Source organism: Thalassobacillus cyri, assembly GCF_900107755.1.
Lineage (GTDB): Bacteria > Bacillota > Bacilli > Bacillales > Halobacillaceae > Thalassobacillus > Thalassobacillus cyri.
Genome location: NZ_FNQR01000015.1, coordinates 1 through 23,587, shown reverse-complemented (window position 1 = coordinate 23,587; position 23,587 = coordinate 1). Strand labels below are relative to the sequence as shown.

Annotated in this window: 24 protein-coding genes and 1 other RNA gene; 10 read left to right on the top strand and 15 right to left on the bottom strand. The window is 42.1% G+C overall.

The features are described from left to right. Nucleotides 1–22: 22 nt before the first annotated feature. The 5 genes from BLV00_RS15875 to BLV00_RS15855 form a co-directional block, all read right to left on the bottom strand. Nucleotides 23–1,966 carry a DUF294 nucleotidyltransferase-like domain-containing protein gene (locus BLV00_RS15875; RefSeq protein WP_176791639.1) on the bottom strand — a complete coding sequence of 648 codons (1,944 nt, stop codon included), beginning with the start codon at nucleotides 1,964–1,966 and terminating at the stop codon, nucleotides 23–25. Further along, nucleotides 1,932–3,611: a sodium:solute symporter family protein gene (locus BLV00_RS15870; RefSeq protein ID WP_093045953.1), complete on the bottom strand. Its 1,680-nt coding sequence runs from the start codon at nucleotides 3,609–3,611 to the stop codon at nucleotides 1,932–1,934. Before BLV00_RS15870 ends, BLV00_RS15875 begins: the two co-directional genes overlap by 35 nt. A gap of 55 nt (nucleotides 3,612–3,666) precedes the next feature. After that, the gene (locus BLV00_RS15865) at nucleotides 3,667–3,969 is read right to left on the bottom strand and encodes a DUF4212 domain-containing protein (protein WP_093045952.1); all 303 of its coding nucleotides are present in this window, start codon (nucleotides 3,967–3,969) and stop codon (nucleotides 3,667–3,669) included. A 49-nt stretch (nucleotides 3,970–4,018) separates the two neighbouring features. Beyond that, nucleotides 4,019–4,204, bottom strand: coding sequence for a hypothetical protein (locus BLV00_RS15860; RefSeq protein ID WP_093045951.1), 186 nt, complete (start codon nucleotides 4,202–4,204; stop codon nucleotides 4,019–4,021). A 245-nt stretch (nucleotides 4,205–4,449) separates the two neighbouring features. Next, complete coding sequence (locus tag BLV00_RS15855) at nucleotides 4,450–4,689, bottom strand: hypothetical protein (RefSeq protein WP_093045950.1); 240 nt, start codon at nucleotides 4,687–4,689, stop codon at nucleotides 4,450–4,452. 138 nt (nucleotides 4,690–4,827) lie between these two features. Between BLV00_RS15855 and BLV00_RS22060 the strand changes: the two genes are divergently transcribed. Together BLV00_RS22060 and sspL are read left to right on the top strand one after the other, a co-directional pair. Beyond that, the gene (locus BLV00_RS22060) at nucleotides 4,828–4,986 is read left to right on the top strand and encodes a hypothetical protein (RefSeq protein ID WP_176791636.1); all 159 of its coding nucleotides are present in this window, start codon (nucleotides 4,828–4,830) and stop codon (nucleotides 4,984–4,986) included. Between the two features lie 135 nt (nucleotides 4,987–5,121). Next, on the top strand, nucleotides 5,122–5,262 hold the full coding sequence (sspL, locus tag BLV00_RS15850) for a small, acid-soluble spore protein L (protein ID WP_093045949.1): 141 nt from the start codon (nucleotides 5,122–5,124) through the stop codon (nucleotides 5,260–5,262). Between the two features lie 48 nt (nucleotides 5,263–5,310). Here the strand turns inward: sspL and BLV00_RS15845 are convergent, their stop codons facing one another. The 3 genes from BLV00_RS15845 to ilvD all read right to left on the bottom strand — a co-directional run bounded on the left by BLV00_RS15845 (nucleotide 5,311) and on the right by ilvD (nucleotide 8,001). After that, complete coding sequence (locus tag BLV00_RS15845) at nucleotides 5,311–5,745, bottom strand: hypothetical protein (RefSeq protein ID WP_093045948.1); 435 nt, start codon at nucleotides 5,743–5,745, stop codon at nucleotides 5,311–5,313. Nucleotides 5,746–5,759: 14 nt separating this feature from the next. Beyond that, on the bottom strand, nucleotides 5,760–6,209 hold the full coding sequence (locus tag BLV00_RS15840) for a DUF2243 domain-containing protein (RefSeq protein WP_093045947.1): 450 nt from the start codon (nucleotides 6,207–6,209) through the stop codon (nucleotides 5,760–5,762). Between the two features lie 97 nt (nucleotides 6,210–6,306). Continuing rightward, the gene (gene ilvD, locus BLV00_RS15835) at nucleotides 6,307–8,001 is read right to left on the bottom strand and encodes a dihydroxy-acid dehydratase (protein ID WP_093045946.1); all 1,695 of its coding nucleotides are present in this window, start codon (nucleotides 7,999–8,001) and stop codon (nucleotides 6,307–6,309) included. A gap of 307 nt (nucleotides 8,002–8,308) precedes the next feature. Between ilvD and murB the strand changes: the two genes are divergently transcribed. Beyond that, on the top strand, nucleotides 8,309–9,229 hold the full coding sequence (murB, locus tag BLV00_RS15830) for a UDP-N-acetylmuramate dehydrogenase (protein WP_093045945.1): 921 nt from the start codon (nucleotides 8,309–8,311) through the stop codon (nucleotides 9,227–9,229). 595 nt (nucleotides 9,230–9,824) lie between these two features. On the opposite strand, the gene BLV00_RS21735 is transcribed toward murB, so the two are convergent. From BLV00_RS21735 to smpB, 4 genes are all read right to left on the bottom strand, one after another. Beyond that, nucleotides 9,825–10,124: a catalase gene (locus tag BLV00_RS21735; protein ID WP_143030738.1), complete on the bottom strand. Its 300-nt coding sequence runs from the start codon at nucleotides 10,122–10,124 to the stop codon at nucleotides 9,825–9,827. A 50-nt stretch (nucleotides 10,125–10,174) separates the two neighbouring features. Beyond that, entirely contained in the window at nucleotides 10,175–11,146 is a 972-nt protein-coding gene (locus tag BLV00_RS15825; protein ID WP_093045944.1) for a cation diffusion facilitator family transporter, read from the bottom strand. A gap of 482 nt (nucleotides 11,147–11,628) precedes the next feature. Beyond that, nucleotides 11,629–11,969: a transfer-messenger RNA gene (gene ssrA / locus BLV00_RS15820) on the bottom strand. A 126-nt stretch (nucleotides 11,970–12,095) separates the two neighbouring features. Next, entirely contained in the window at nucleotides 12,096–12,557 is a 462-nt protein-coding gene (gene smpB / locus BLV00_RS15815) for an SsrA-binding protein SmpB (RefSeq protein WP_093045943.1), read from the bottom strand. A 242-nt stretch (nucleotides 12,558–12,799) separates the two neighbouring features. Here smpB and BLV00_RS15810 point away from each other — a divergent pair, with 242 nt between their 5' ends. After that, on the top strand, nucleotides 12,800–13,657 hold the full coding sequence (locus tag BLV00_RS15810; protein WP_245728990.1) for a GNAT family N-acetyltransferase: 858 nt from the start codon (nucleotides 12,800–12,802) through the stop codon (nucleotides 13,655–13,657). A 53-nt stretch (nucleotides 13,658–13,710) separates the two neighbouring features. Here the strand turns inward: BLV00_RS15810 and rnr are convergent, their stop codons facing one another. The 3 genes from rnr to secG all read right to left on the bottom strand — a co-directional run bounded on the left by rnr (nucleotide 13,711) and on the right by secG (nucleotide 17,230). Further along, nucleotides 13,711–16,014, bottom strand: a complete 2,304-nt coding sequence (gene rnr / locus BLV00_RS15805; RefSeq protein WP_245728997.1) for a ribonuclease R — start codon at nucleotides 16,012–16,014, stop codon at nucleotides 13,711–13,713. Nucleotides 16,015–16,076: 62 nt separating this feature from the next. Continuing rightward, entirely contained in the window at nucleotides 16,077–16,820 is a 744-nt protein-coding gene (locus BLV00_RS15800) for an alpha/beta hydrolase (RefSeq protein ID WP_093045941.1), read from the bottom strand. Nucleotides 16,821–16,996: 176 nt separating this feature from the next. Next, entirely contained in the window at nucleotides 16,997–17,230 is a 234-nt protein-coding gene (gene secG, locus BLV00_RS15795; RefSeq protein ID WP_028783660.1) for a preprotein translocase subunit SecG, read from the bottom strand. 302 nt (nucleotides 17,231–17,532) lie between these two features. Here secG and BLV00_RS15790 point away from each other — a divergent pair, with 302 nt between their 5' ends. The 6 genes from BLV00_RS15790 (at nucleotide 17,533) to BLV00_RS22580 (ending at nucleotide 23,349) form a co-directional block, all read left to right on the top strand. Beyond that, nucleotides 17,533–18,282 carry a DeoR/GlpR family DNA-binding transcription regulator gene (locus BLV00_RS15790; protein WP_093045940.1) on the top strand — a complete coding sequence of 250 codons (750 nt, stop codon included), beginning with the start codon at nucleotides 17,533–17,535 and terminating at the stop codon, nucleotides 18,280–18,282. Then, complete coding sequence (pfkB, locus tag BLV00_RS15785; protein ID WP_093045939.1) at nucleotides 18,279–19,193, top strand: 1-phosphofructokinase; 915 nt, start codon at nucleotides 18,279–18,281, stop codon at nucleotides 19,191–19,193. The genes BLV00_RS15790 and pfkB overlap by 4 nt, the downstream gene beginning before the upstream one ends. 13 nt (nucleotides 19,194–19,206) lie before the next feature. Next, nucleotides 19,207–21,093 carry a PTS fructose transporter subunit IIABC gene (locus BLV00_RS15780; RefSeq protein WP_093045938.1) on the top strand — a complete coding sequence of 629 codons (1,887 nt, stop codon included), beginning with the start codon at nucleotides 19,207–19,209 and terminating at the stop codon, nucleotides 21,091–21,093. Nucleotides 21,094–21,146: 53 nt separating this feature from the next. Beyond that, nucleotides 21,147–21,413 (top strand): phosphocarrier protein HPr, encoded by a 267-nt coding sequence (locus BLV00_RS15775; protein WP_093045937.1) that lies wholly within the window; start codon nucleotides 21,147–21,149, stop codon nucleotides 21,411–21,413. A 4-nt stretch (nucleotides 21,414–21,417) separates the two neighbouring features. After that, nucleotides 21,418–23,133, top strand: coding sequence for a phosphoenolpyruvate--protein phosphotransferase (ptsP, locus tag BLV00_RS15770; RefSeq protein ID WP_093045936.1), 1,716 nt, complete (start codon nucleotides 21,418–21,420; stop codon nucleotides 23,131–23,133). A gap of 93 nt (nucleotides 23,134–23,226) precedes the next feature. Further along, nucleotides 23,227–23,349, top strand: a complete 123-nt coding sequence (locus BLV00_RS22580; protein ID WP_281243058.1) for a hypothetical protein — start codon at nucleotides 23,227–23,229, stop codon at nucleotides 23,347–23,349. Nucleotides 23,350–23,587 lie beyond the last annotated feature (238 nt).

The window sequence follows — 23,587 nt, the reverse complement described above, 5'->3', positions numbered from 1 at the left end:
TGTTTTTCTCCTCTCATTCCCCTTAAAGCGAGTACCGGCTCAACATCGTTGTTTGCAGTTTTCTCATTTCTTTTAAAGCTCGAATCAGCTTTTCTTTGTCACGTGTGGACAACTGAGAAAAAGTTACAATAGAAGACGGGGCCTTACCAGCTGAAATACTTTCCCATTTTTGTTTAATATATAGGTCCAGCACTTGAGACAAAGCGTGCTTTAAATCCGTAGCCAGCCAATCCGTGATGATGTCTTTTTCAACTAAAGCCTGCAGCTTTTCAATCGTCGTGCCTTCTAGAATATGATTGGAAAGGGAAAGGATCTGTAAAGCATGATGAAATGGAAATAAGACTTGTTTTTTCAGGTCCAGCTGCTTTCGTTCTATTCTTAAAAGGGCTCTAATTGGCTGTTCTAAACTAGGAATTTGGTTTTCTTTTTCTACCTGGGCCAATCGGTATAAAAAGATGCTTGATCTTTTAAGGTCTTCCCGTACCATCCGAATGAATTCCGTATGCAAATCATCCGAACCGTAAAGCTTCCGGAAGGAAAAAAAGTTCTGTGCCAACAGCAGAGTATCGTTTGTGGACCTCATCGCCCACTTTCTTAAAGTTTCGTTCCATTTTGTCAACGACCCACGCCACATCGGTTCACTGGCCATCATCTTTCCTTTACATCGTTCGTACCCAGCTTTTTCAAGATAGTCGGTTATTTCTTCTCCCAGTTTTGCAAAATAATTATCCACTTCTTTTTGATGTGGCTCCGCAACGTCTTCATAAACGAGGAAATGGTCCTGGTCTGTCAAAACAAACTGTTCCCCTCGACCAGCACTCCCCATCTGGTACCAGGCAAATGCAGAAGGAGGCTCCCCTGCTCCTTTATGTTTCAAGGTATCGATGGCAATCGTTACTGCCCGCTTCGTCAGCCGGTCGTAAAGCTGGGTCAAAACATCCAGTACATGTAAGGATGGAACATTATCACGTATCAGCAATGCCAATATGTCATAAATTTCTTTTTTGACTTCACTTAAATGCTCTGCCTCTGTCTCTTCGACTTTCTTGATTGCCGAGAACATTTGACGGTTTTTCTTCCGCAGAAGGTCAGCCATGGTAATCATACCGGCTACCCTTCCTTCCCCATCCACGACTGGCAGATGCTTGACTCCTCTTAATATCATTTCAGATAGAGCATGATAGTAATAATCGGAACGATGAATTTGGTAGGGGTGTTTAGTCATGATTGTGCCAGCATGTTCACTGACCGACTTATTACTGGCAACTACTCGGTTCACAAAGTCCTTCTCCGTAATAATTCCATCTAAACGGCCATTATCTGTGATAACAATGGAACTTGCTTTTTTTGCTATCATCTTTTCAGCGGCCTCTTGTATCGTCACATAGCGATCGACAGCAGTCGCAGGTTTAGTCATAATATCCTGGACACGCAATAGGAATGGATCACTCTCACCCAATTCGTGGGCAAGCCTGACCTGCTCTGCCAATGACACGTATACATCCTTCAGTCTTGAAACAACCTGATGGAGGAAATAATCACGGATATTTTCGTGACGCCATAACCTTTTCAGCACCCCATAAGGGATATAAAGACCCACAACGGTTTCAACAGCCCGGATTTCAACCATGTAGGCATAAGCATCCTCATTACTAATTCCGAGAAAATTGCTGAGGCTGCCCAGACCAAGAATCCCTCCCTCTTGGACAACCTCCAGCACTTCTCCTGCTTCTTGGTCTTCAGCGGCCGCATAAACCTCCGCTGTACCAGAAGTTATGACTAAAATTCCTTCTCGACGTTTTTGAGCGTGAGCAATAACTGCTCCATCAGGATATAGTCTTTCTTCACATTGCTCATATAACTCCCGGTAGTAATCATCTGTCAATTTTTGAAAAATCGGTTGATGCCGAAGTTTTTCCCGGACACGATAACTACTTGGTGGAGTTTGGTATGTCTTCTGTGTCATCCATCCAGACCTCTCCATCTCTATATGTCATTTGTTCCGGATAACGAAGATCAATGACTTCTTCTTGCACTTCTTTAACTGGTTCTTTTGTAGCCAGAGAAACTATAATATTCGTTAAAATGGCAGCACTGGCTCCAAATACACCTGCGCCAGTGTCAATAATGCCTAAAATCGTGAACCCACCAAATTTAGCGGCGAATATATAACCAAGGGTAACAGATAAACCGACCACCATTCCCCAAATGACACCTGGACCGTTTGACCGTTTCCACCAGACACCGAGTAATAAGGCTGGGAAGAACGATCCGGAAGCTAACGCAAATGCCCAAGCTACAATCTGAGTAATAGCCCCTGGAGGATTTAATGCAACCAGGCCGGCAACAACAGTTGCGATTACAATTGACCAACGTCCGACAAGAAGACGTTTTTTCTCACTGGCATTGGGATTAATCGAGCGGAAATAAATATCATGGGATAATGCAGCTGAAATAGCAATCATCAAACCACCAGCAGTAGACAATGCCGCTGCCATTGCCCCAGCTGCCATCAGCCCAATTACGAAAATACCAAGGTTTGCGATTTCAGGTGTTGCCATTACAACAATATCGTTACTGATTACAATTTCCTGCCACTGTAATATGTTGTCCCCATTCGTATCAGCAACAGATAGCAGACCAGTGTCTACCCACGATGCGGTCCATGCTGGCAAGTCGTTGATTGAGGATCCTGCCACCTGTGTCATTAAAATGAATCGGGAAAAAGCTGCATATGCAGGAGCAGACAAATAAAGTAATCCGATAAATAACAAAGCCCATGCACCACTCCAGCGAGCGGCTTTCATGGTAGATACGGTATAAAAACGAACAATGACGTGTGGCAGGCCAGCTGTACCAGCCATCAATGTAAACATTAAAGCGAGAAATTGCCATTTTGTTCCTTCGGTAAATGGTACAATATACTCTGTAATTCCGAGATCCTGGTCAAGTGCTCTCATTTCATCAACGACCTGGCCGTAGGATACCCATGGCATCGGATTACCCGTCAGTTGCATGGCCATAAAAATGACAGGAATCAAATAGGCAATAATCAATACAACGTATTGTGCCACCTGCGTCCAGGTAATCCCTTTCATTCCACCAAGTGCAGAATAGAAAGCAATTAGAACAACACCGATCAAAGTCCCTACCGCAGCATTCACTTCCAGAAGACGTCCAATAACCACGCCAGAACCAGAAAGCTGGCCAACAGAATAAGTGAAACTGATAATGATTGTAGCAACTGCCGCAATCAGCCTTGCAGTATTGCTACGATACCGATCCCCGATAAATTCAGGAACGGTATAACGTCCGTATTTTCTAAGCTGGGGAGCAAGCAAGAATGTCAGTAACAAATAGCCGCCTGTCCACCCCATTATATAAGCTAAACCATCATAGCCAAGAATCATGACTGTCCCTGCTAACCCGATGAAAGAAGCAGCACTCATCCAGTCAGCACCGATTGCCATACCATTGAATACAGGAGGAACGCCGCGTCCAGCTACATAAAAGTCCGATGTAGCCTTCGCTTTGTTATATAAGGCGATTCCTATGTACAGGCCGAATGTGGCAACTATTAGTGTAAGAGAAACAAGAAATTGTGCATCCATACGTTGACCTCCTTAAAATCTACAACTGGATCTAAATCCTTATCTTTTTGTGGAATTAATGATCATATGTTTTGCCTGCACTAATGGATTCGTTTCTTTTTGCATCAATGCCATACTTTTTATCAATTTTATCGCTGACTACAGCATTGATGAAAAGCAGGATAATGAAAGTCAAAATAGCTCCTTGAGCGCCCATATAATAATGTAAAGGAAAACCATTGAAGGTGATTTGAGATAATGGCTCCGCAAATAAAACTACTCCATAAGAAACAATAACCCCGATAGTTAAATAAATGATGATCATTGTTGTTCTGGCACGAAAATAAGCATCTGCCACACTTTTTTCGATTTTCTTCATGTTTGGTCACCTCCCTTCAAAGTTCCATTAACCCTTAAGCTCAAGCCGTTTAGCCGCGCAGGTTAAAAATGAAACGGATCGTTTCCCAAAATGGTACCGGTATCATGATGATTTTTACCAGCATAAATATAAACACCGAAAGAAACGGTACAACCAGAAAAATTGGTCTTTTCTTGTTTAATGCGATAACTACAGACAAAACTGTAATCGCTGCGAATATTAAAACCCATGTCATGCGTTTAACCACCCTTGAAAGCGTTATCAAAAGATTTGAATCTTATATGTATTTATTCAAAAACCAAAAAATGACCCTCCCATACTTTAATCCATTAGTAAATGACAGAAAATTATTTCTATTGTTATTATTCTAAAGTTACAGTTTATTTGTCAAGTTATACTTGAATTCCAATACATTGCAAAAAGGCATAAAAATACCCCAAAAGAGCAATCTTATGGCTCTTTTGGGGTAAATGAACTTTTTTAGACTTTTTCAACAACATAAGCTTTTTTCTCTCGATAATATTTTTCTCCTTCTTGAGAAGAATGTTCAAAAAAACCTTCAAACTCATGGATCACTTTATATTCGCGATCTGGCTCTGTGAATAATTGACTGCCATTGTTAGAAAGAAGCAATACGTCCTTTGTTGACACGAAACTATCCAGATCTTGAGCGGAATAATTATTCCCTGGTTTTAGTGTATTGAATCCACGGTTAGTCATAAGACAATCCACCTTCCTTTTTTTAACAGGAGACGGCTAAAACATGCGTACGTCGGTTACGCATGGAAATAGTTCACACACATGTTGGGGACAAACAGACGCAAACTAAGGATGTAAAGGGAAGGGGGTGTACGAACAGTGCAAAGACGAAATATCCAATGGCTTCCCATCATTGCATCTGTAGGTATCGGAGCGGCAACTTACAGCATGATGACCGGCCAAGGCGGGCAATTGCAGAATATGATTCCAAGTTTGACGAACATGGCTGGGCAGAACCAACAAAACAAGCAAGGGTAACTTGGCCTTTGGGTCAAGATTAAATAAAGGAAACGAACTCTCCTGTTAGGATGGGTTCGTTTCTTATCTTTATACGGCAATTTGCAGGATAAATGCATGGAATAATTGGCAGGCTAAGGATTGGAGGTGAAGAAGATGAGCAAGAAAACGACAAATAGAAGCAAGGGGCAAGCTGCTCCTAATATAAACCCTCAAGGACTTACAGAAGATAAAGCCGACCAGCAGCCCGATTCCCAGTTAGAACAACGAGCAAAAAAAAGCAACACAAAAATATAGTAACAGTAAAAACAAAGGAGCACTTACCCGCGCTCCTTTTTTCTATATTCATCCGGATACATGGACTTCTACCTGATCAGAAACTTCATTACCCTGGTGTAAAAGACGTTGATGATTATTCAAGACCAGTGCTACCTTGATTGCATTTTTGCCTTTGGGAAGTTCTAAGTTAAAATAATCACCGTACAACCGGTTTATCTTTACACCATTAATATATACATGACCATGGCCTTTTTGAAAGTCAATCACTGATGAACCAGCCTGCTCCGGTGTGAATGTAAAATACTCTTTATCGACTTGCAGCAGCCATGAGTCATCAGACAATTTGTCAACACTGATCTGAACTTCTGGAACCTCCACTCCCTTTGGAATTTCAACTGCAGGATGCCCAGAAGAATGTAAATGTTCATTGGTGCTGGTGAAATAGAAGAAAAGAACTAAGAACAACAAAAACAAACTGGAATAGCTCCATAAATTCCTCACGGCATCTCCCTCTTTCACTGACTTGCCACGCGTGCCCGTCGTTTAATCATCAAGCCGATAATCGCTAACAATAAACCAGAAGCAAGGAAGGCCAGGTCGTAAAGGAGTGGATTTTCAGATAATGGCCTTACTCGATGAACTTGGAGAATATGATGGTCGATAATTCCTTCGATTAAGTTGAAGACCCCTCCACCGATGAACATTCCTCCGACAAATAAATGACCACTTGTCCCTAACTGGTTATTTTTTGCATCAAAAAATATTTTAAAACCTCCCCAGATAAGCATGGCAGAAAATGCTGCTGTAAAGAGTCCATCTGTAATAATCTCCATACGAATATTTCCACTATCAATCATGTGGTGCCACTGCAACAGCTGATGAAATACAATTCCATCCACTGCTCCCAGGATCCCGTGTCCTAATATCAAAGCGGCAAAAAATAAATTTTTATCTTTTTTGTTCATAATAATCCCACCTATACGATCACTGCTATCGGTCTGTCCAATACAGGAGGATTTTATACATATAAAAAGAGCCAGCCCTTAGGCTGACTCTCTTGTATTAATCCAGTTCCAGGTCTGTTACAGCACCTTTTGCAGATGATGAAACCAAACGCGCATACTTTGCCAGTACACCCGTTTTGTGTTTAGGTTCCGGTCTCTCCCATTTCTGACGACGTTGTTCGAATTCATCTTCTGTTATATCAAAATTAATTTCTTGTGTTTCACTGTCAATCGTAATGGTATCCCCTTCTTCCAGGAGTCCGATTGGTCCTCCAACAACGGCTTCAGGGGAGACATGGCCGATGACAAAGCCATGAGATCCACCTGAGAAACGACCATCTGTCATCAGAGCCACTTTACCACCAAGCCCTCTTCCGACGATCATCGAAGTGATTGAAAGCATTTCTGGCATGCCTGGTCCACCCTTCGGTCCAACATTGCGAATGACCAGCACATCCCCTTCTTTAATCTCGCCGCCTTCAATCGCTTTAGTAGCGTCTGCCTCACTATCATAAACTCGTGCAGGACCCTCAAAGCGGCTGATTTTCAAGCCTGACATCTTAGCAACGGCCCCTTCAGGTGCCAGGTTGCCCCGCAGCACAACAAGCGGCCCCTCTGGTTTAATCGGTTTATCAAGCGGCAGAATCACTTCCTGCCCTTCTTTTAATGGTGGAGCTTCCGCCAGGTTATCAGCTACTGTTTTGCCTGTCACCGTCATACAGTCGCCATGCAGCAAGCCATGCTCATGAAGTAATTTCATCACAGCCGGTACACCGCCAGCCTCATAAAGATCCTGCATGACATATTTTCCGCTCGGCTTCATATCTGCAATGAATGGTACATTCTTTCGTACACGCTCGAAATCGTCCAGCGATAAATCGACGCCAGCTGAATGAGCCATCGCAGTTAAATGCAAGAGAGCATTAGTAGAGCCTCCCAGTGCCATAACAACTGTGATTGCATTTTCAAAAGCTTCTTTCGTCATGATATCCCTTGGATATATTTCTTTCTCCAACAACTCAACCACTAATTCACCGGCTTGTCGGCATTCTTGTTCTTTATAATCATTCACCGCCGGCGTGGAAGATGAACCTGGGATACTCATTCCTAAAGCTTCAACTGCGGATGCCATGGTGTTCGCTGTGTACATGCCGCCACAAGCTCCGGCACCTGGGCATGCATTGCATTCTACTCTGTGAAGCTGTGCTTCATTTATTGTGCCTTCCTGATATTGACCTACCGCTTCAAAAGAAGAAACAATATCAATATCTTTTCCATCCAATTTTCCTGGCTGGATTGTCCCTCCATAAACATAAACAGAAGGTATATTCATCCGCCCAATTGCCATCACACAAGCCGGCGTTGTTTTATCACATCCGCCGATGGCTACGACTCCATCAAGTCGTTCAGCATTTGTCACTGTTTCAATTGAATCGGCAATCACTTCCCGGCTAGGCAAGGAATAATGCATCCCTTCATGCCCCATCGCAATACCATCAGAAACAGTAATGGTGTTGAAAATCATTGGCGCTCCGCCATTGTCTGAAGCACCACTTTTAGCTTCTCGTGCCAGACGATCGATATGTACGTTACAAGGAGTGACTTCGCTCCAAGTACTCGCCACACCAATCATAGGTTTTTTGAAATCTTCATCTTCAAATCCCACTGCTCTAAGCATTGAGCGGTTCGGAACACGGTTAACGCCTTCACTGATCACTTTACTACGAATGCGTAAGTCTTTTTTGTTTTCCATCGGCTACACCTTCCTACTCAGATATTTAAGTCAGACGATTAACCTGAATCGAGACTATTATTATGTAATGATACTAATTTGTCGCCTGCTTCGCAATTAATTTTCTGAATATATCAAGTTTTTACATAATTAAAGCGCTTTCTTTATTGTCAGCACGCCTATATAAAAAATTTGACAGTTATGTGAAGGAGAAGAGGCACTGAAACTTGAACGTAAACACCTTGTAACTTCACCTGGGTACCGCTCATATGCTAATATATTAGAATGACTGGTGACGATCATAATTTTTTTAACGGGAATGATGTGCATGGAAAATAAACAGAAAATATATGATAAATTGATGGAGATTGTAAAAGAAAAAAATGTGAAAGTCGATGAAATGCTGAGAGACCATCTATATACCAAACTTGGCGGAAAAGCCGATTTCTTTATCACACCGACCACTTATGAAGAAGTACAAAATGTGGTCAAGTTTTCAAATGAAGAAAATGTGCCTTTCACCCTGCTCGGTAACGGCTCAAATTTGATTATAAAAGATGGTGGCATCCGTGGGATTGTCATCAATTTAAAACATCTTGATGTTATTTCCGCAGAAGGCAATACTGTTGTAGCACAAAGCGGAGCACGGATAATCGATACTTCCTACTACGCTTTGAAAGAACACTTATCAGGCTTAGAGTTTGCCTGCGGGATTCCGGGGACGGTCGGAGGAGCCCTGTATATGAATGCGGGGGCCTACGGAGGAGAAATCAAGGATGTACTCGACTATGCCTACGTGGTCGACAAAGAAGGAAACCTCGTTAAACGACTGGCTTCAGAACTTGATTTAGATTACCGTACCAGCAACATTCCTGACAACGGAGATATTGTACTCGAGGCAACTTTTAATTTAAAGCCTGGAAATTATGAAGAAATCAAAGCTGTTATGAACGACTTGACGTATAAACGGGAGTCCAAGCAGCCTCTCGAATATCCATCCTGCGGGAGTGTCTTCAAACGGCCGCCAGGCTATTTTGCCGGCAAATTGATTCAGGACAGTAAACTCCAAGGTACCAGCATCGGTGGCGCTGAAGTTTCTAAGAAACACGCAGGATTCATCGTTAATAAGAACAATGCTTCTACAACAGACTATATTTCTTTGATTGAACATGTTCAACAAACGGTAAAAGAAAAATTCGGGGTCGATTTAGAGAGGGAAGTCCGGATTATCGGAGAAGACCCTGAGTAAATGATAACTGCACATCCTGGTATGTGCAGTTTTTCTTTTTTCTTTTCGGCAAAAGACTACAATGCTTCTGATTTCTCAACTACATATTACACCCAGTCGTCATTAAACGACACTTTTCCGCCCGGTCAGCTCGATGTTTGTAGAAAGTTTTATTGTTTAACCTTCAGCAAAAGGCGGTATAAAGCTTATATATAGAACTTTATATGTTCTCAGCCTCCACATCACCATGATGATCTCCAAGACATTCCAAACTAATTAAGGAGAGAAAATTCATGAAAATCAAAGTGCGTAGTTGGCAGATGTTAACCAAGCAAGATAAACTGTTTATTTTAAAAGCAGTCAGTCAACGGTCCAGGGTGATGAAAAGTGCTTGATCATAGAGATAACAAAATCAATACTTATAGTTCTCAAATACTTACCCATTCTTAAGCTTCCGTGACAAAACATGAACAGTCACGGAAGTTTTTTATACTTTATGAAGGTCTAATTTTGTTAAAGGCATCAGTTAAATAGATAAATGCTATTGTACTAAGGACTTGGCAAATCTTCCCCTTTATACCTCTTGTATTTTTTCCTTTTTTTGGAGTTTTGTCTACTATTGCACTACATCTAACTGCCCAATCATTAAAAATATTGATTTTCCATTGATAATTGTTATCATTATTTCAGGATAAAAATACTCAATATGAGGTGGTACTTTTATGACCGATAATAAAAATAAATTGACGACAAGGCCATGTGCCCCTGCACCTTTTGCATGCACAACACGCACAGGCACTCCTACAGCATTACTATAAAGTCGATCCTGAATACGGTCAGCATGTCGCAGAAGGTCTGGACTTGGCTGTAAAACAGGAAGTATGAGAAGATGTTGATTATCAATTAAACCTATCAATTATCAACTAAAAAGGAGGTTCTCTATAAGAGAGAATCTCCTTTTTTCAATTATTTATTTTTTCCCTCTTTCATTTCCCAATTTTGTATCTGATCAGTTTCAATAATCGCGATGACCACATCATCTACATCAGGATCCGCCAAGATGCTGTCCCTTACCCTGTATTTGATATCATCCGCTTCCGCTAACGTCATTCCTCCTCTTAACTCGATAGCGCTATCGACATGGTAGTCGTCCCCTTCACGGATGATACGAAGCCTTCGGATATCCTCTACGTCTTTATCGGTAAGTATGATGGAAGCAATCCTATTTTCTACAATCTCAGGCGCAGCAGCACCAATCAGTCCCAACGTGTTTTCATAGCCCAGCATCAATGCGATGATAATCAGCAATACACCGATCAGCATGGTTCCGATTCCGTCAAGTATATATAAGCCAGTGAAATGAGCTAAAACCACGGATATAAGGGCCAAAACCGCTCCTGAAGTCGCAATGATATCTTCATAAAAAACAAGCTTCGTTGGTGGGGATGCATATTTGACATTTTTGAATGATGCAGGAATTACCTGCAGTCCCGAGGCATCGGCTCGTGATTCTTTGACTACTTCTTTCATTGCTTTTATTAGAATTAAACCATCGACCGTAATTGATGCCAGTAAAATCAACACGTTAAGCCAAAGACTTGTTGATGCCTTCGGGTGCTGGATGATTTCCCAGCCTTTTAAAATCGTTTCATATGCCATGATGCCAATGATAATGACAGCGGCCAGAACGAATAAATTGACTACCCGTCCGAATCCCGTCGGAAATCGCTTGGTCGGCTCTTTTTCTGCAAGGGCACTACCAAAATACACAAGCCCCTGGTTAGTAGCATCAGCGATGGAGTGGATGGCAGTAGCCATCATAGCCCCGCTTCCACTTACTGCCGCAGCTATGCTTTTGATGATCGCAAGGCCAGTATTCCCCAGAGCAGCAACACCTGAAGACTTGTTACCTTTTTTCAGAAGTTCAATGAAAGCCACATGTTCAACTCCTTTAACTAACTATGGACATAATATTATTATTAGCTGCAACAACGGATTAATGTATTATATAAAATATACATACTGTATTATAAAAATGTGTAAGTATATAACCGTTTTCCCTATATTCAAAAAGAGAAACAAAAAAATTTGAACATAAAAAATAGACCAGCTTCAGCTGGTCTATTACGTAGTTTGATGGAGACGGTGGGACGTGCGCTTCCATGCTTTCGTCATGGCACTGACTATATCTTGAACCTGTTCATTCAGGTCCTCTGGCGTTTTATGTGAACTTTAGACTTCCTTTAAGGAGAGTTCACATCCTAGTACTACCAAAGCAAGTTGGCAGCCTATGAGTCGATACACGGCTGTTGGATCACTCCACATACCGCTCGGTATTGCCCTATCACGATAGGTGACTTAGGTTTCACCGATAAAGCCAGATTTTCACTTATGTGTTGCCACATAAGGCGACTATTAACTAATCGAACCCACGTCCAGAGATATCGGCACTCAGGCTTCTACAAGCGTAGTCGGTATATTATGCTTCGCTACCTGTTCAGCCTACCAACAGGCTTCCCAGGCGCTAGCCTGATTAGTCTCTTCGTTTCTCCTCAGGCGGTGGAGAAACGCGTAGTCCGCTTCAATTTGGGACCCTTCAATCTGGCACACGGACAATGCCAGGAAGGATCAGCTCAAGTCAGCTTACGCTGCTAGAGCTAGGTTATCGTTAGATTCGCCAGTTATATTTAGGCAAATGACGTTTTACGAGCCGTCGCCTCGACTTGCAACCTGAGCTCGACCTATCCCTGTCGAATCCGTAACGTCCCCGTTAGGATTAAAATAGGCAAGCTATTATTTGATTTTGCTTGTTGTCTTCATCGACAAATCCTATTATAACACACCTTCATACATAATCAAAAGAGATGCCTGACAGCATTACCATAATTTAGTATCTCTCTTTCAATGCCCGGTCGATGTCCCGCTTCATCTGCTTTTCTTTCAATACCTGACGTTTATCATATTTCTTCTTACCTTTACCGAGGCCCAGCAATACTTTTGCAACGCCATTCTTAATATAGACCTTTAGGGGTACCAAAGAATAACCCTCTTGCTGGGTTGCACCAATTAAACGGTCGATTTCTTTACGATGAAGGAGCAGTTTCCGCGTCCGTGTCGGTTCATGATTATACCTGTTTCCCTGTTCATAAGGAGAAATATGCATGTTGTGCAGAAACACTTCCCCTTTACGGATGGTTGCAAAACTATCCTTCAGATTTACCCGTTTCGCTCGAATCGATTTAATTTCTGTTCCTTGCAGAACCATGCCGGCTTCGAAAGTTTCTTCTATAAAATAGTCATGACTGGCTTTTCTGTTTTGTGCTATGGCATTTCCTTTTCCTTTTGGCATAATGGTTCCTCCTCTATTTGCCGTAAAGATTATTGTATCAAAGAAGTGCGGTTATTCCAATAAAACAGGCATGGTAATAGACAACCACAATCGGCATATGAGATTATATTTTTGAAAATTTCTTCTAGAAAAACTTGGATTATCGCCAAGTACTTATGGCGAAAGCCTTAGTTTTTTTCTTATACTTTAATCCTTTAACAAGGTTAAACTATCTTAAAGTATAAAAAAGGGGGCGGGGACATTTGGAAAGACAAGTGCTGGATATCAGAAAGCTGGAGTGGGAGGATTTAGATAACCTTAAACAAATGGATACAGGAATTGAAGATGATTATGTCCTTCGTATCTTTCCCAAGCTTATAGAGTCGAAAGAACATGAGATTTTCGGCTTATTCCAAGGGGAAGCATTAGTGAGTGTAGCAGGTTACACCATTTTTGCTGACAAATTTGCCATGCTTGGGAGGATGCGTAGTGATCGACGATATACCGGGAAAGGTTATAGCACGGAAGTGATGACCTTCATTGCCGAATTATTAAGGAAAGACCCGGATATCCATTGGATTGGCGCTAATACACAAACCCACAATTATCCCGCCCAGCGCGTAATTGAAAGATCGGGAATGAAACCTGGACCTGTCCACTATTATGCGATATTGAAAGCAAAAATAGATCATTTGGGCACAAAAGGGCAGCTATGGAAGAAGATCGATGGGCTTGCCTCGAAAAGGATCCTGTTATCTTCCCTTGATTATAATGCTCTTGATGCCTTTCCTTACGAGTGCTATTACCCGCTGCCGTTTGATAAGGGACTATTCACAGATGATTACTTAAACGAATGTACTTTTTACATAAACCCGGCAGAAGACAGATTTGTCATTTTCCGTAACGATTGGAAAGGCGATCTTCATACACATGTAAAATATTTTTGGGATGATCATTTTCAGCAGCCAGGCTTTTTTGAAACTGTTTATCAGAATTGGGCTGAAAACCCGGAAGCTGCTGGAGCCTGGGTTGATTTTTCCGAAACTGGATATAAAAACATCCCTGATCCTTCTCTCTTTGAAGTGCAAAAACCTTGGCTTCTCTATAGTAGATGGATTTAACTTTACACCAGAGAGAAAAGCTGCCGGCATTACCGGCAGCTTTTTGTATAGAGTTACTTCTTCTTTTTATTTTTCTTTCTTTGTTTCAGCCCTTTGTTGTTATAAAAAGGCTTTTTACTTTTATCTTTACCCTTTTCTTTCTTCTTCCCACTCTTGTTTTCAGAAGTACGATTGGCGCTTCTAGTTTTGATTACTTTCGGCTTTGCGTCCGGATCACGTTCTTTGCGTGGTTTCATCCCGACAATTTCAAAATCGACTACACGCTCTTCCAAATTCACGTTCGTCACACGGACGGTCACTTCATCACCTATTCGGAAGACATTGCCGGTCCGCTCACCAATCATTGCATATTGCCGTTCTTCAAAATGATAATAATCGTCCGTCAGATAACTGACATGGACAAGGCCTTCTACTGTGTTCGGCAATTCAACAAACAACCCAAAGCTGGTAACAGAACTGATGACACCTTCAAATTCTTCACCGATTTTATCTTGCATATACTCCGCTTTCTTCAAATCATCTGTTTCTCGTTCCGCATCAACGGCTGCCCGTTCCATTTCAGAGGAATGACGTGCAATTTCTGGCATTTTCTCTTTCCAATGCTGCTGTGTTTTCTCATCCAGTTTCTTTTCTACCAAATAAGTCCGGATTAAGCGATGGACGATCAAGTCTGGATAACGCCTGATTGGTGACGTGAAGTGTGTATAAAAATCAGTTGCCAGACCAAAGTGGCCGATGCTTTGCGGATCATATTTCGCCTGTTGCATCGAACGGAGCATCAATTTAGAAATAATCATTTCTTCCTGTGCACCCTCGATACCCTCCAGCACTTTTTGCAGTGCTTGTGGATGAATTTCGTTAGCGGTACCGCGCACCACGTATCCAAGGTTTGCAACGAACTCAAAGAAATGCTGGAGTTTATCCGGGTCTGGATCCTGGTGAATCCGTTGTATAAACGGCACTTCCATCCAATGGAAATGCTCTGCAACTGTTTCGTTGGCAGCCAGCATGAATTCTTCAATCAATCGCTCAGCAATAGAGCGTTCACGCAACTTTACATCAATTGCTTTACCTTGTTCATCAACAATGACACCTGCTTCTTTGAAATCGAAATCGATAGCTCCGCGTCCCATACGTTTTTTTCTTAATGTTGCAGCGAGCTTTCCCATGTCAGTGAACATCGGGATAAGCTCCTTATACCGCTCCATTAATTCAGGATCTTGTTCCTCCAATATCTTATTTACATCTTTGTAAGTCATCCGCTCATTGGTCTTAATGACACTCTGGAAGATTTCATGATTGACTACCTCACCGCTTGAATCAATTTCCATTTCACAAGACAGCGTCAATCTGTCCACTTGCGGGTTCAAGGAACAGATCCCATTGGATAACCGATGCGGGATCATAGGGATTACACGGTCGACTAGATAGACACTTGTCGCTCGTTCAGCAGCTTCCTGGTCAATGGGCGACCCCTCTTCCACATAGTAGGAAACATCTGCGATATGGACACCAAGCTTGAAGTTTCCATTTTCCAGCCTTTTGACCATGACAGCATCATCTAAATCCTTCGCATCTGCCCCGTCAATCGTTACAATCATTTCATCGCGTAAGTCACGGCGATTTTTGATTTCATCCGGTGAAATTTCATCCGGAGTATTCTTTGCCTGTTCCAATACTTCCTCAGGGAAATCAAGTTTGATTCCATGCTTATAAATAATTGAAATGATATCGATTCCCGGGTCATTCTTATGGCCTAGAATTTCCTCTACTTCCCCTTCGGCACTCATACGGTCTTCTGGGTACTTAGTGATTTTCACAATTACCTTATGTCCGTCCGCGGCTCCATTAGCCGCTCCTTTTGGTATGAAAATATCGTTAGGTATCCGTTTATCATCTGCAATGACAAACCCAAAGTTTCTACTTGGCTGATAAGTACCGACTACTTTGTCCGTAGCCCTCTCCAAAATACGAATGACTGTTCCTTCAGGCCTTGCTCCTGATTCGTCTCTTTTCTCAACACGAACTAGCACTTTATCATTATTCATGGCAGAGTGCAGGTCAGAATGGTGAATATAAATATCATCTTTTCCTTCTTCGTCCGGTATTAAAAATGCAAACCCTTTTGCATGCATCTGAATCCGACCGCGTATCAAGTTCATTTTTTCCGGCAGGCCAAAACGGTTTTTACGTGTCCGTACTAATTCCCCTTGTTCTTCCAACTCATTCAGTGTCTTCATGAGGTCTGAAAAGTCATCGGCTCCATCGAGCTCAAGCGTTTCTTCTAATTCTTGCACTGATAGTGGTTTTGATGCTGATTCCTGAAAAAAGTCCAATACTTTGTTTTTCAATTCCATACTCAAAACGCTTCATCCTCCTTTATCGTTCCGTGACATTCCGACCTTGATTGGATATCTTATCAGTCCCAGTCCAACGATTCTAAAAACTCGAGTACATCCTGGTGGAGCTTATCTTTTTCCTGGTCCATCGTGATGACATGCCCCGAATTCTCATACCATTTGATATCTTTTTGATCGGATTCCACGTTCTCATATATATAATTAGCGCTGTCTTTGTTGATCATTTCATCTTTAGCGGCCTGGACTACGAAGGTCGGCGTATAAATGTGGTCGATATGATCATGGACTTCATTGATAAACTGCCCCAGCTGCTTGAACATATCTTGTGACTGATCCATCAGCTCTTCTATCTCCTGCTGGATAGTCTCCTTGTCTTTACCCTCTAACTGTTTATATTCTTTTGCTTTGAAGCGAAATCCTCCCGTCAATTGTTCTTCATTATCAAAGAACATCGGCGCACACATTGGAATGACTCCTCTAATCTTTTCTGTATAAGCAAGTTTCAGTCCAAGTACTCCTCCAAGAGAAAGACCAGCGACAGCGATTTTTTCATATCCTAAATTACGCAGATGATTCAAGGCTTGCTCCACATCTTCCCACCATTGATCCGGCGATGCCTTCGTCAATTCTTCTGGAGGCAGGCCATGACCACGATAAATGGGTGCATGACTAGTATAACCATGTTTCTGCAGAAAGCGTCCCATCATACGGACATCAGCGGAATGTCCTGTGAATCCATGTAGTAACAATACCGCACGCTCTCCTTCTTCAAACGTGAACGGCTGTGGTTGTTTGATTTTCATAAGTCAGTTCTCTCCTTACTTTTGTAATTCCCTATATCAGTAGTTTTCATTCTCATTTAATCAGCCTTTTTATTTTAGCAAACTGCTTCTTATCGTTCACCATGTTTGCTTAAGAGGCCGTATATCAAGAAAACAAGAAAGCCGCGCTAAATAGCGCGGCTTTCTCCTTATTTTAGTTAACTTAACACATAAGCAGCTAAAAATGCGAAAACGAAGAATAGGACTCCAGTAACAATAGTAGCTTTGTGGAGTACAGCATCGATTCCTCTTGCTTTTTGCTTACCAAATAACTGTTCAGCCCCACCGGAAATGGCACCTGAAAGGCCTGCGCTTTTACCGGATTGAAGAAGAACTAGAACGATCATGACAAGTGTATCGATTGTTAATAACGTGATTGCGAGTGTTTGCATGATGTGACTGACACCTCCTAAGAACGCACAAATACATAATGTAAATGTAGCACATATTCCCATTCCGGGCAAGATAATCTCAATGTTTCAAGCGACAAATCGGGAGAGTTTAAAATGCTCGTTTTTTCTTTAAATATCTTTATCCAGCTATTGCATGTATTAATAACCGTACATGTGAATGTTTTTGGTTGATATTGTTCACAATCATGACATATTTTGATTGTTTTTGATTGATTTTGATTGAAAAATGAAAGGGCTTCCTTTATGATGTAGGTAGGATATTTTGAAAGGAGTGTCAGCCAATGTTGACTCCTGAACGCCATCAAATGATTCTGAAGCTGCTCCAGGATAGAAAAACAGTCAAGATGAAGGAGTTGGTTGAAGCTACCAAGGCTTCAGAATCTACCATCAGGCGCGATCTCAGTTACTTAGAGGAACAAAAAAAGCTCCGTCGCGTACATGGGGGAGCTTCCATAAAGAGTGCAGCTAGTGAAGAACCGAGTCTACAGGAAAAAAGGACAGTTCAGCTGGCTGAAAAGCAAGCCATCGCCGAATATGCGGCAAGCCTGGTACGGGATGGCGATAGTATCTTTCTTGATGCAGGTTCGACCACATACGAAATGATTCCTTTATTGGCGCAAAAAAATGTATTGGTCGTCACCAACGGGCTTTCCCACTTGGAAACCCTGACCAGTTATGACATAGAAACGTATGTTGTCGGTGGCCGGATCAAACGAAAGACACGGGCAGTTATCGGAGCACACGCTGTCGAAAGCTTAAAACATTATCGTTTCGATAAATGTTTCCTCGGTATCAACGGGGTTCATCCCAAAGAAGGATTTACTACTCCAGATCCTGAGGAAGCTGTTGTAAAGAACACCGCCCTTCAGCTGTCCGGGGAAACTTTTATATTAGCGGATGCATCAAAATTCCATGAAATTACTTTTGCAAAAGTGGCAGATATTCAGGATGCAGTCATCATTTCTGATGCACCGGAAGATTTATTGCCATCATTTAAAGAACTAACAGAGGTAAAGGTTGTGACATCATGATATATACTTGTACGCTGAACCCGTCCATTGACTACATTTTGCATGTAGATCAGTTTGAACCTGGAGGATTGAACCGCGCTGAAAAAACTTTCTATTACCCGGGAGGTAAAGGAATTAATGTTTCCCGAGTGTTGAACAAGCTTTCTACCCCCTCCACCGCTTTAGGGTTTGCCGGAGGATTCACTGGACAGTTCATCCGTTCTTTCTTAGATGGAGAGGGTGTTTCCCACCATTTCATCGAAACCGATGAACCCTCTCGCATCAACGTCAAAATGAAATCCGGTGATGAAACAGAAATCAACGGACCTGGGCCATCCATCACTTCTGCCCAGCAAACAGAATTATTAGCTTCCATAGAAAAATTATCCCCTGAGGATACCTTAGTGATTGCAGGAAGTGTTCCCGCTTCCTTGGATAAAGATATTTACTTGACAATCGCCAGCATATGCGAACAGAAAAATATATCATTCGTGGCTGACACCTCAGGTGCTGCCCTTAAACAGCTGGTCGGGTCACCAGTAATGCTTTTGAAACCGAACCACCACGAGTTAGGCCAATTGTTCGACACAGTAATCATCTCGAAAGACGATGCGGTCCTATATGCCAGAAAATTGGTGGATGAGGGAGCCCAGAACGTCATTGTCTCCATGGGTGGTGATGGAGCTGTCCTAGTTGATTCAAAACAGGCTTTATACGCTAATGTACCGCAAGGAATAGTCAAAAATTCTGTGGGTGCCGGTGATTCGGTAGTAGCCGGGTTCTTATCAGCTATAACGACTGGGAAGAGCCTCAAAGCATCTTTACGATATGGCGTAGCTGCCGGAAGTGCTACAGCATTCAATGATGATCTCTGCAATGAAAAAGAACTAGAGTCACTACTGAAAGATATTGAAGTTATCGGGTTAAATTAAAGGAGGCAATTCGATGAAAATCACAGATTTATTGAAAAAGGATACGATCCTATTGAACCTTTCCGCTCGTTCTAAAGCAGAAGCTATCGATGAACTTGTAGGTAAACTGGATCAAGCTGGCCGTTTAAATGATAAACAAGGGTTCAAAGATGCCATCTTAGAACGTGAATCACAAAGTACAACAGGAATAGGTGAAGGAATTGCTATCCCTCACGCTAAGACTAGTGCTGTAAAAGAACCAGCCATTGCATTTGGCCGCTCATCAGAAGGGCTTGATTATGAATCCCTTGATGGCCAGCCGACAAACTTATTTTTCATGATTGCGGCTTCGGAAGGTGCGAATAAGACACATCTGGAAACTTTATCCCGCTTATCTTCTTTTTTAATGGATAAAAAATTCCGCACACAACTTGAGCAAGCGAATACAGAAGATGAAATCATAGAAGCAATCAATGCCAAAGAAGCAGAAGAAGATGAAGGTGAAGTGGAAGCAGAAGGCACTGATAGTCGAATTTTAGCGGTCACTGCCTGTCCTACTGGTATCGCACATACCTATATGGCGGCTGATAAATTAAAAGAGACTGCAAAAGAAAAGGGTATCAATATCAAAGTGCAAACCAATGGATCAAGCGGAGTCAAAAACCGTTTGACTGAGCAGGATATTCAAGATGCGGACGCAATCATTGTAGCGGCAGATACCAAAGTTGAAATGGAAGGTTTTAAAGGAAAGCCTGTTATCGAAGTGCCCGTCGCAAAAGCCATCCATGAACCTGAAAAACTGCTGGATCGAGCCGTAAGAAAAGATGCACCGATCTATCAAGGTGATCGCAGTTCATCTGACCGTTCTACCAATGAAGGAAATCAGCGTTCCGGTATATACAAACACTTGATGAACGGTGTTTCCAATATGCTTCCATTTGTTGTAGGCGGCGGGATCTTGATTGCCATTTCCTTTTTGTTCGGAATCAATGCAGCAGACCCGTCCAGCGATGAATACAACCGTTTTGCAGAAATGCTCAGCATTATCGGCGGGGACAACGCCTTCTTCTTACTTGTTCCAGTGCTGGCTGGTTTCATTGCATCCAGTATTGCGGATCGTCCCGGGTTTGCTCCTGGTATGGTCGGTGGTTTAATAGCGATCACTACTGGTATCGAAGGAACTAGCGGTTCTGGTTTTCTTGGTGGTTTGATCGCAGGTTTCCTTGCTGGTTACTTGACTCTTGGAATTAAAAAAATGCTTGAGGGCTTGCCTGACATGCTTGATGGCTTAAAAACCGTGTTATTTTATCCGGTGCTGGCTATTTTCGGTACTGGGATGATCATGCTTCTTATCAATCCCCCATTAACCAGGATTTACAGTGGTGTACTGAGCTGGTTAGAAAGTATGGGCGGTACGAACCTGGCTGTCGTAGGATTACTGTTAGGCGGCATGATGGCCATTGACATGGGTGGACCAATCAATAAAGCGGCCTATACGTTCGGACTGGCGATGATTGACGCACAGAACTATGAATTTATTGCGGCTATCATGGCTGGTGGTATGGTTCCTCCACTAGCTATGGGTATCGCTACTTTGATTTTTAAAAACAAATTCACACCACAGGAACGAGAAGCAGGAAAGACAGCACTTCCTTTAGGTGCATTTTTCATTACAGAAGGGGCCATTCCATTCGCAGCTGCTGACCCCGTACGCGTCATCCCATCTCTAGTAGTAGGTTCTGCTGTTGCTGGCTCTCTTACTATGTTGTTCGGAATTCAGTTATTTGCACCCCACGGAGGCATTTTCGTCTTCCCTCTAGTCGATGGTGGTTGGTACCTATACACTGTTGCCATCCTAATTGGAGCTTTTATCAGTGCCTTCATTGTAGGATTCTTGAAAAAAGACCTGCAAAAAGCTTAAAATGGTATAGTTAAGGTATGAACAAAGAGAACACTTTTGAGGAGGAATAAATCATGAAAGAAAAAACTTTTACGATTACATCGTCTGACGGCGTACATGCACGCCCAGCTACTGTACTTGTTCAGAAAGCAGGAAACTTCGAATCTGACATCAACCTGCATTATAAAGAGAAAGCTGTAAATTTAAAATCCATCATGGGAATTATGAGTCTTGGTATCCCATCCGGAGCAGAAGTGAAAATTACAGCTGAAGGCAACGACGAAGAAGAAGCGATTCAGAAATTAGATGAAACATTGAAAAACGAAGGCCTGGGGGAATAACAACATGAGTCACATCAAAGGGATTGCTGCTTCCAGCGGTATCGCTATCGCAAAAGTCTACCGTTTAGAGGCTCCCGACCTTTCTTATGAAAAAACTAAGATTGACGTACCGGAAAACGAAGTCAAACGACTGCACGAAGCATTAGACATTTCCAAGTCTGAACTTGAGAAAATCAAGGAGCATACAAAAAACTCACTTGGTGATGAGCATGCAGAAATCTTTTCCGCTCACCTGCTAGTGCTGAGCGATCCTGAATTGATTCAACCGATTGAGGATAAAATCAAATCTGAAAATGTCAATGCTGAGGCTGCTTTAGATGAGACAGCTAATATGTTCATCGATATGTTCAAAAATATGGACAATGAGTATATGCGCGAACGCGCAGCTGATATCCAGGATGTCACCAAACGCGTGATGGCCCATTTACTTGGTGTAACATTCCCGGATCCCGCTTTGATCAATGAAGAAGTTGTCATCGTAGCGGACGACCTCACACCTTCTGACACAGCTCAATTGAACAAACAGTATGTCAAAGGGTTTACGACAGATATCGGTGGTCGTACTTCTCACTCTGCTATCATGGCACGTTCTTTAGAAATTCCTGCAGTAGTGGGAACAAAGGAAATTACCAGCAATGCTCAAAAAGATGAAAAAATTATTGTTGATGGAATAGACGGTGACGTCATTGTCAATCCGACGCAAGAAGAATTGGATACTTATCAACAAAAAATGGTTGATTTTGAAAAACAAAAACAAGAATGGGCGAAATTGAAGGATGAGCCAACCACCACTGCTGATGGTGCACACGTTGAATTAGCAGCTAATATTGGAACGCCAGAAGATGTCGAGGGTGTTCTCAATAATGGCGGCGAAGGTGTCGGACTTTACCGCACCGAATTCCTTTATATGGGTAAAAGCCAGCTACCAACCGAAGAAGAACAATTTGGTGCTTATAAATCTGTGCTGGAGCAAATGGGAGACAAGCCTGTCGTCGTCCGTACATTAGACATCGGTGGTGACAAAGAATTGGATTACCTTGACCTTCCAAAGGAATTGAATCCATTCCTTGGTTTCCGTGCCATCCGTCTGTGCCTGGAACGCGATGACATTTTCCGTATCCAATTGCGAGCGCTTTTGCGTGCCAGTGTTCATGGTAACTTGAAAATTATGTTCCCGATGATTGCTACACTGGAAGAATTCCGCGAAGCGAAGAACATGCTTGATGAAGAAAAGGTGAAACTCAAAGAAGAAGGCCACAACATTTCCGATGATATCGAAGTTGGTATCATGGTTGAAATCCCAGCAACTGCGATGATTGCACGCCAGTTTGCCAAAGAGGTTGATTTCTTCAGTATTGGAACAAATGACTTGATTCAATACACAATGGCTGCAGACCGTATGAATGAACGGGTTTCTTACTTGTACCAGCCATACAATCCAGCTATATTGAACTTGGTCAATAATGTCATCGAAGCTGCTCATGCAGAAGGAAAGTGGGCAGGCATGTGTGGTGAAATGGCTGGTGACTCAATCGCTATTCCTATCCTGCTTGGACTGGGACTTGACGAATTCAGTATGAGTGCAACTTCTATATTACCTGCACGTACACAATTGAAAGATCTTTCTAAGGAAGACATGGCTTCTTTTAAAGAAACACTTCTCTCAATGGGGACATCCGATGAAGTGGTCGCTTTCATTAAAGAAAAAACAAATCAATAACGGTAATTTGAAGCATATTGTGCATAATAAATAAAAGAAGGAGATCAGCTCTCCTTCTTTTTCATTCATCTTTATTATGAAAGAAGTGTTACCATGACTTTTACAATTATCATGATTGTTTCCGTGGTCATTGTTTTGGGTATTGCAGCAGCTTTCGGATTTGCAATAAATTCCGGCAGGAAGAACCTGATACAAAGAGCTGATGCACTATTATGAAATAGTTATATTGATCAGAAAAACTAATTACCTTTAATGAAAAGATATACAATAACAGCACAAAAAAGACAAACTCAGGTTTGATAGCTCTGAGTTTTTCTTTTTGGTAATTATTTCCTTTTCGTTTCACCTCTACTCGTTTTTGCAGTGCACCCCTATTGTTGGACACTCATCTGACAATAGGAGGTGCTCTTATGAGCCAGTATACCCCCGAAGAAAAACTACACATTATTAAACG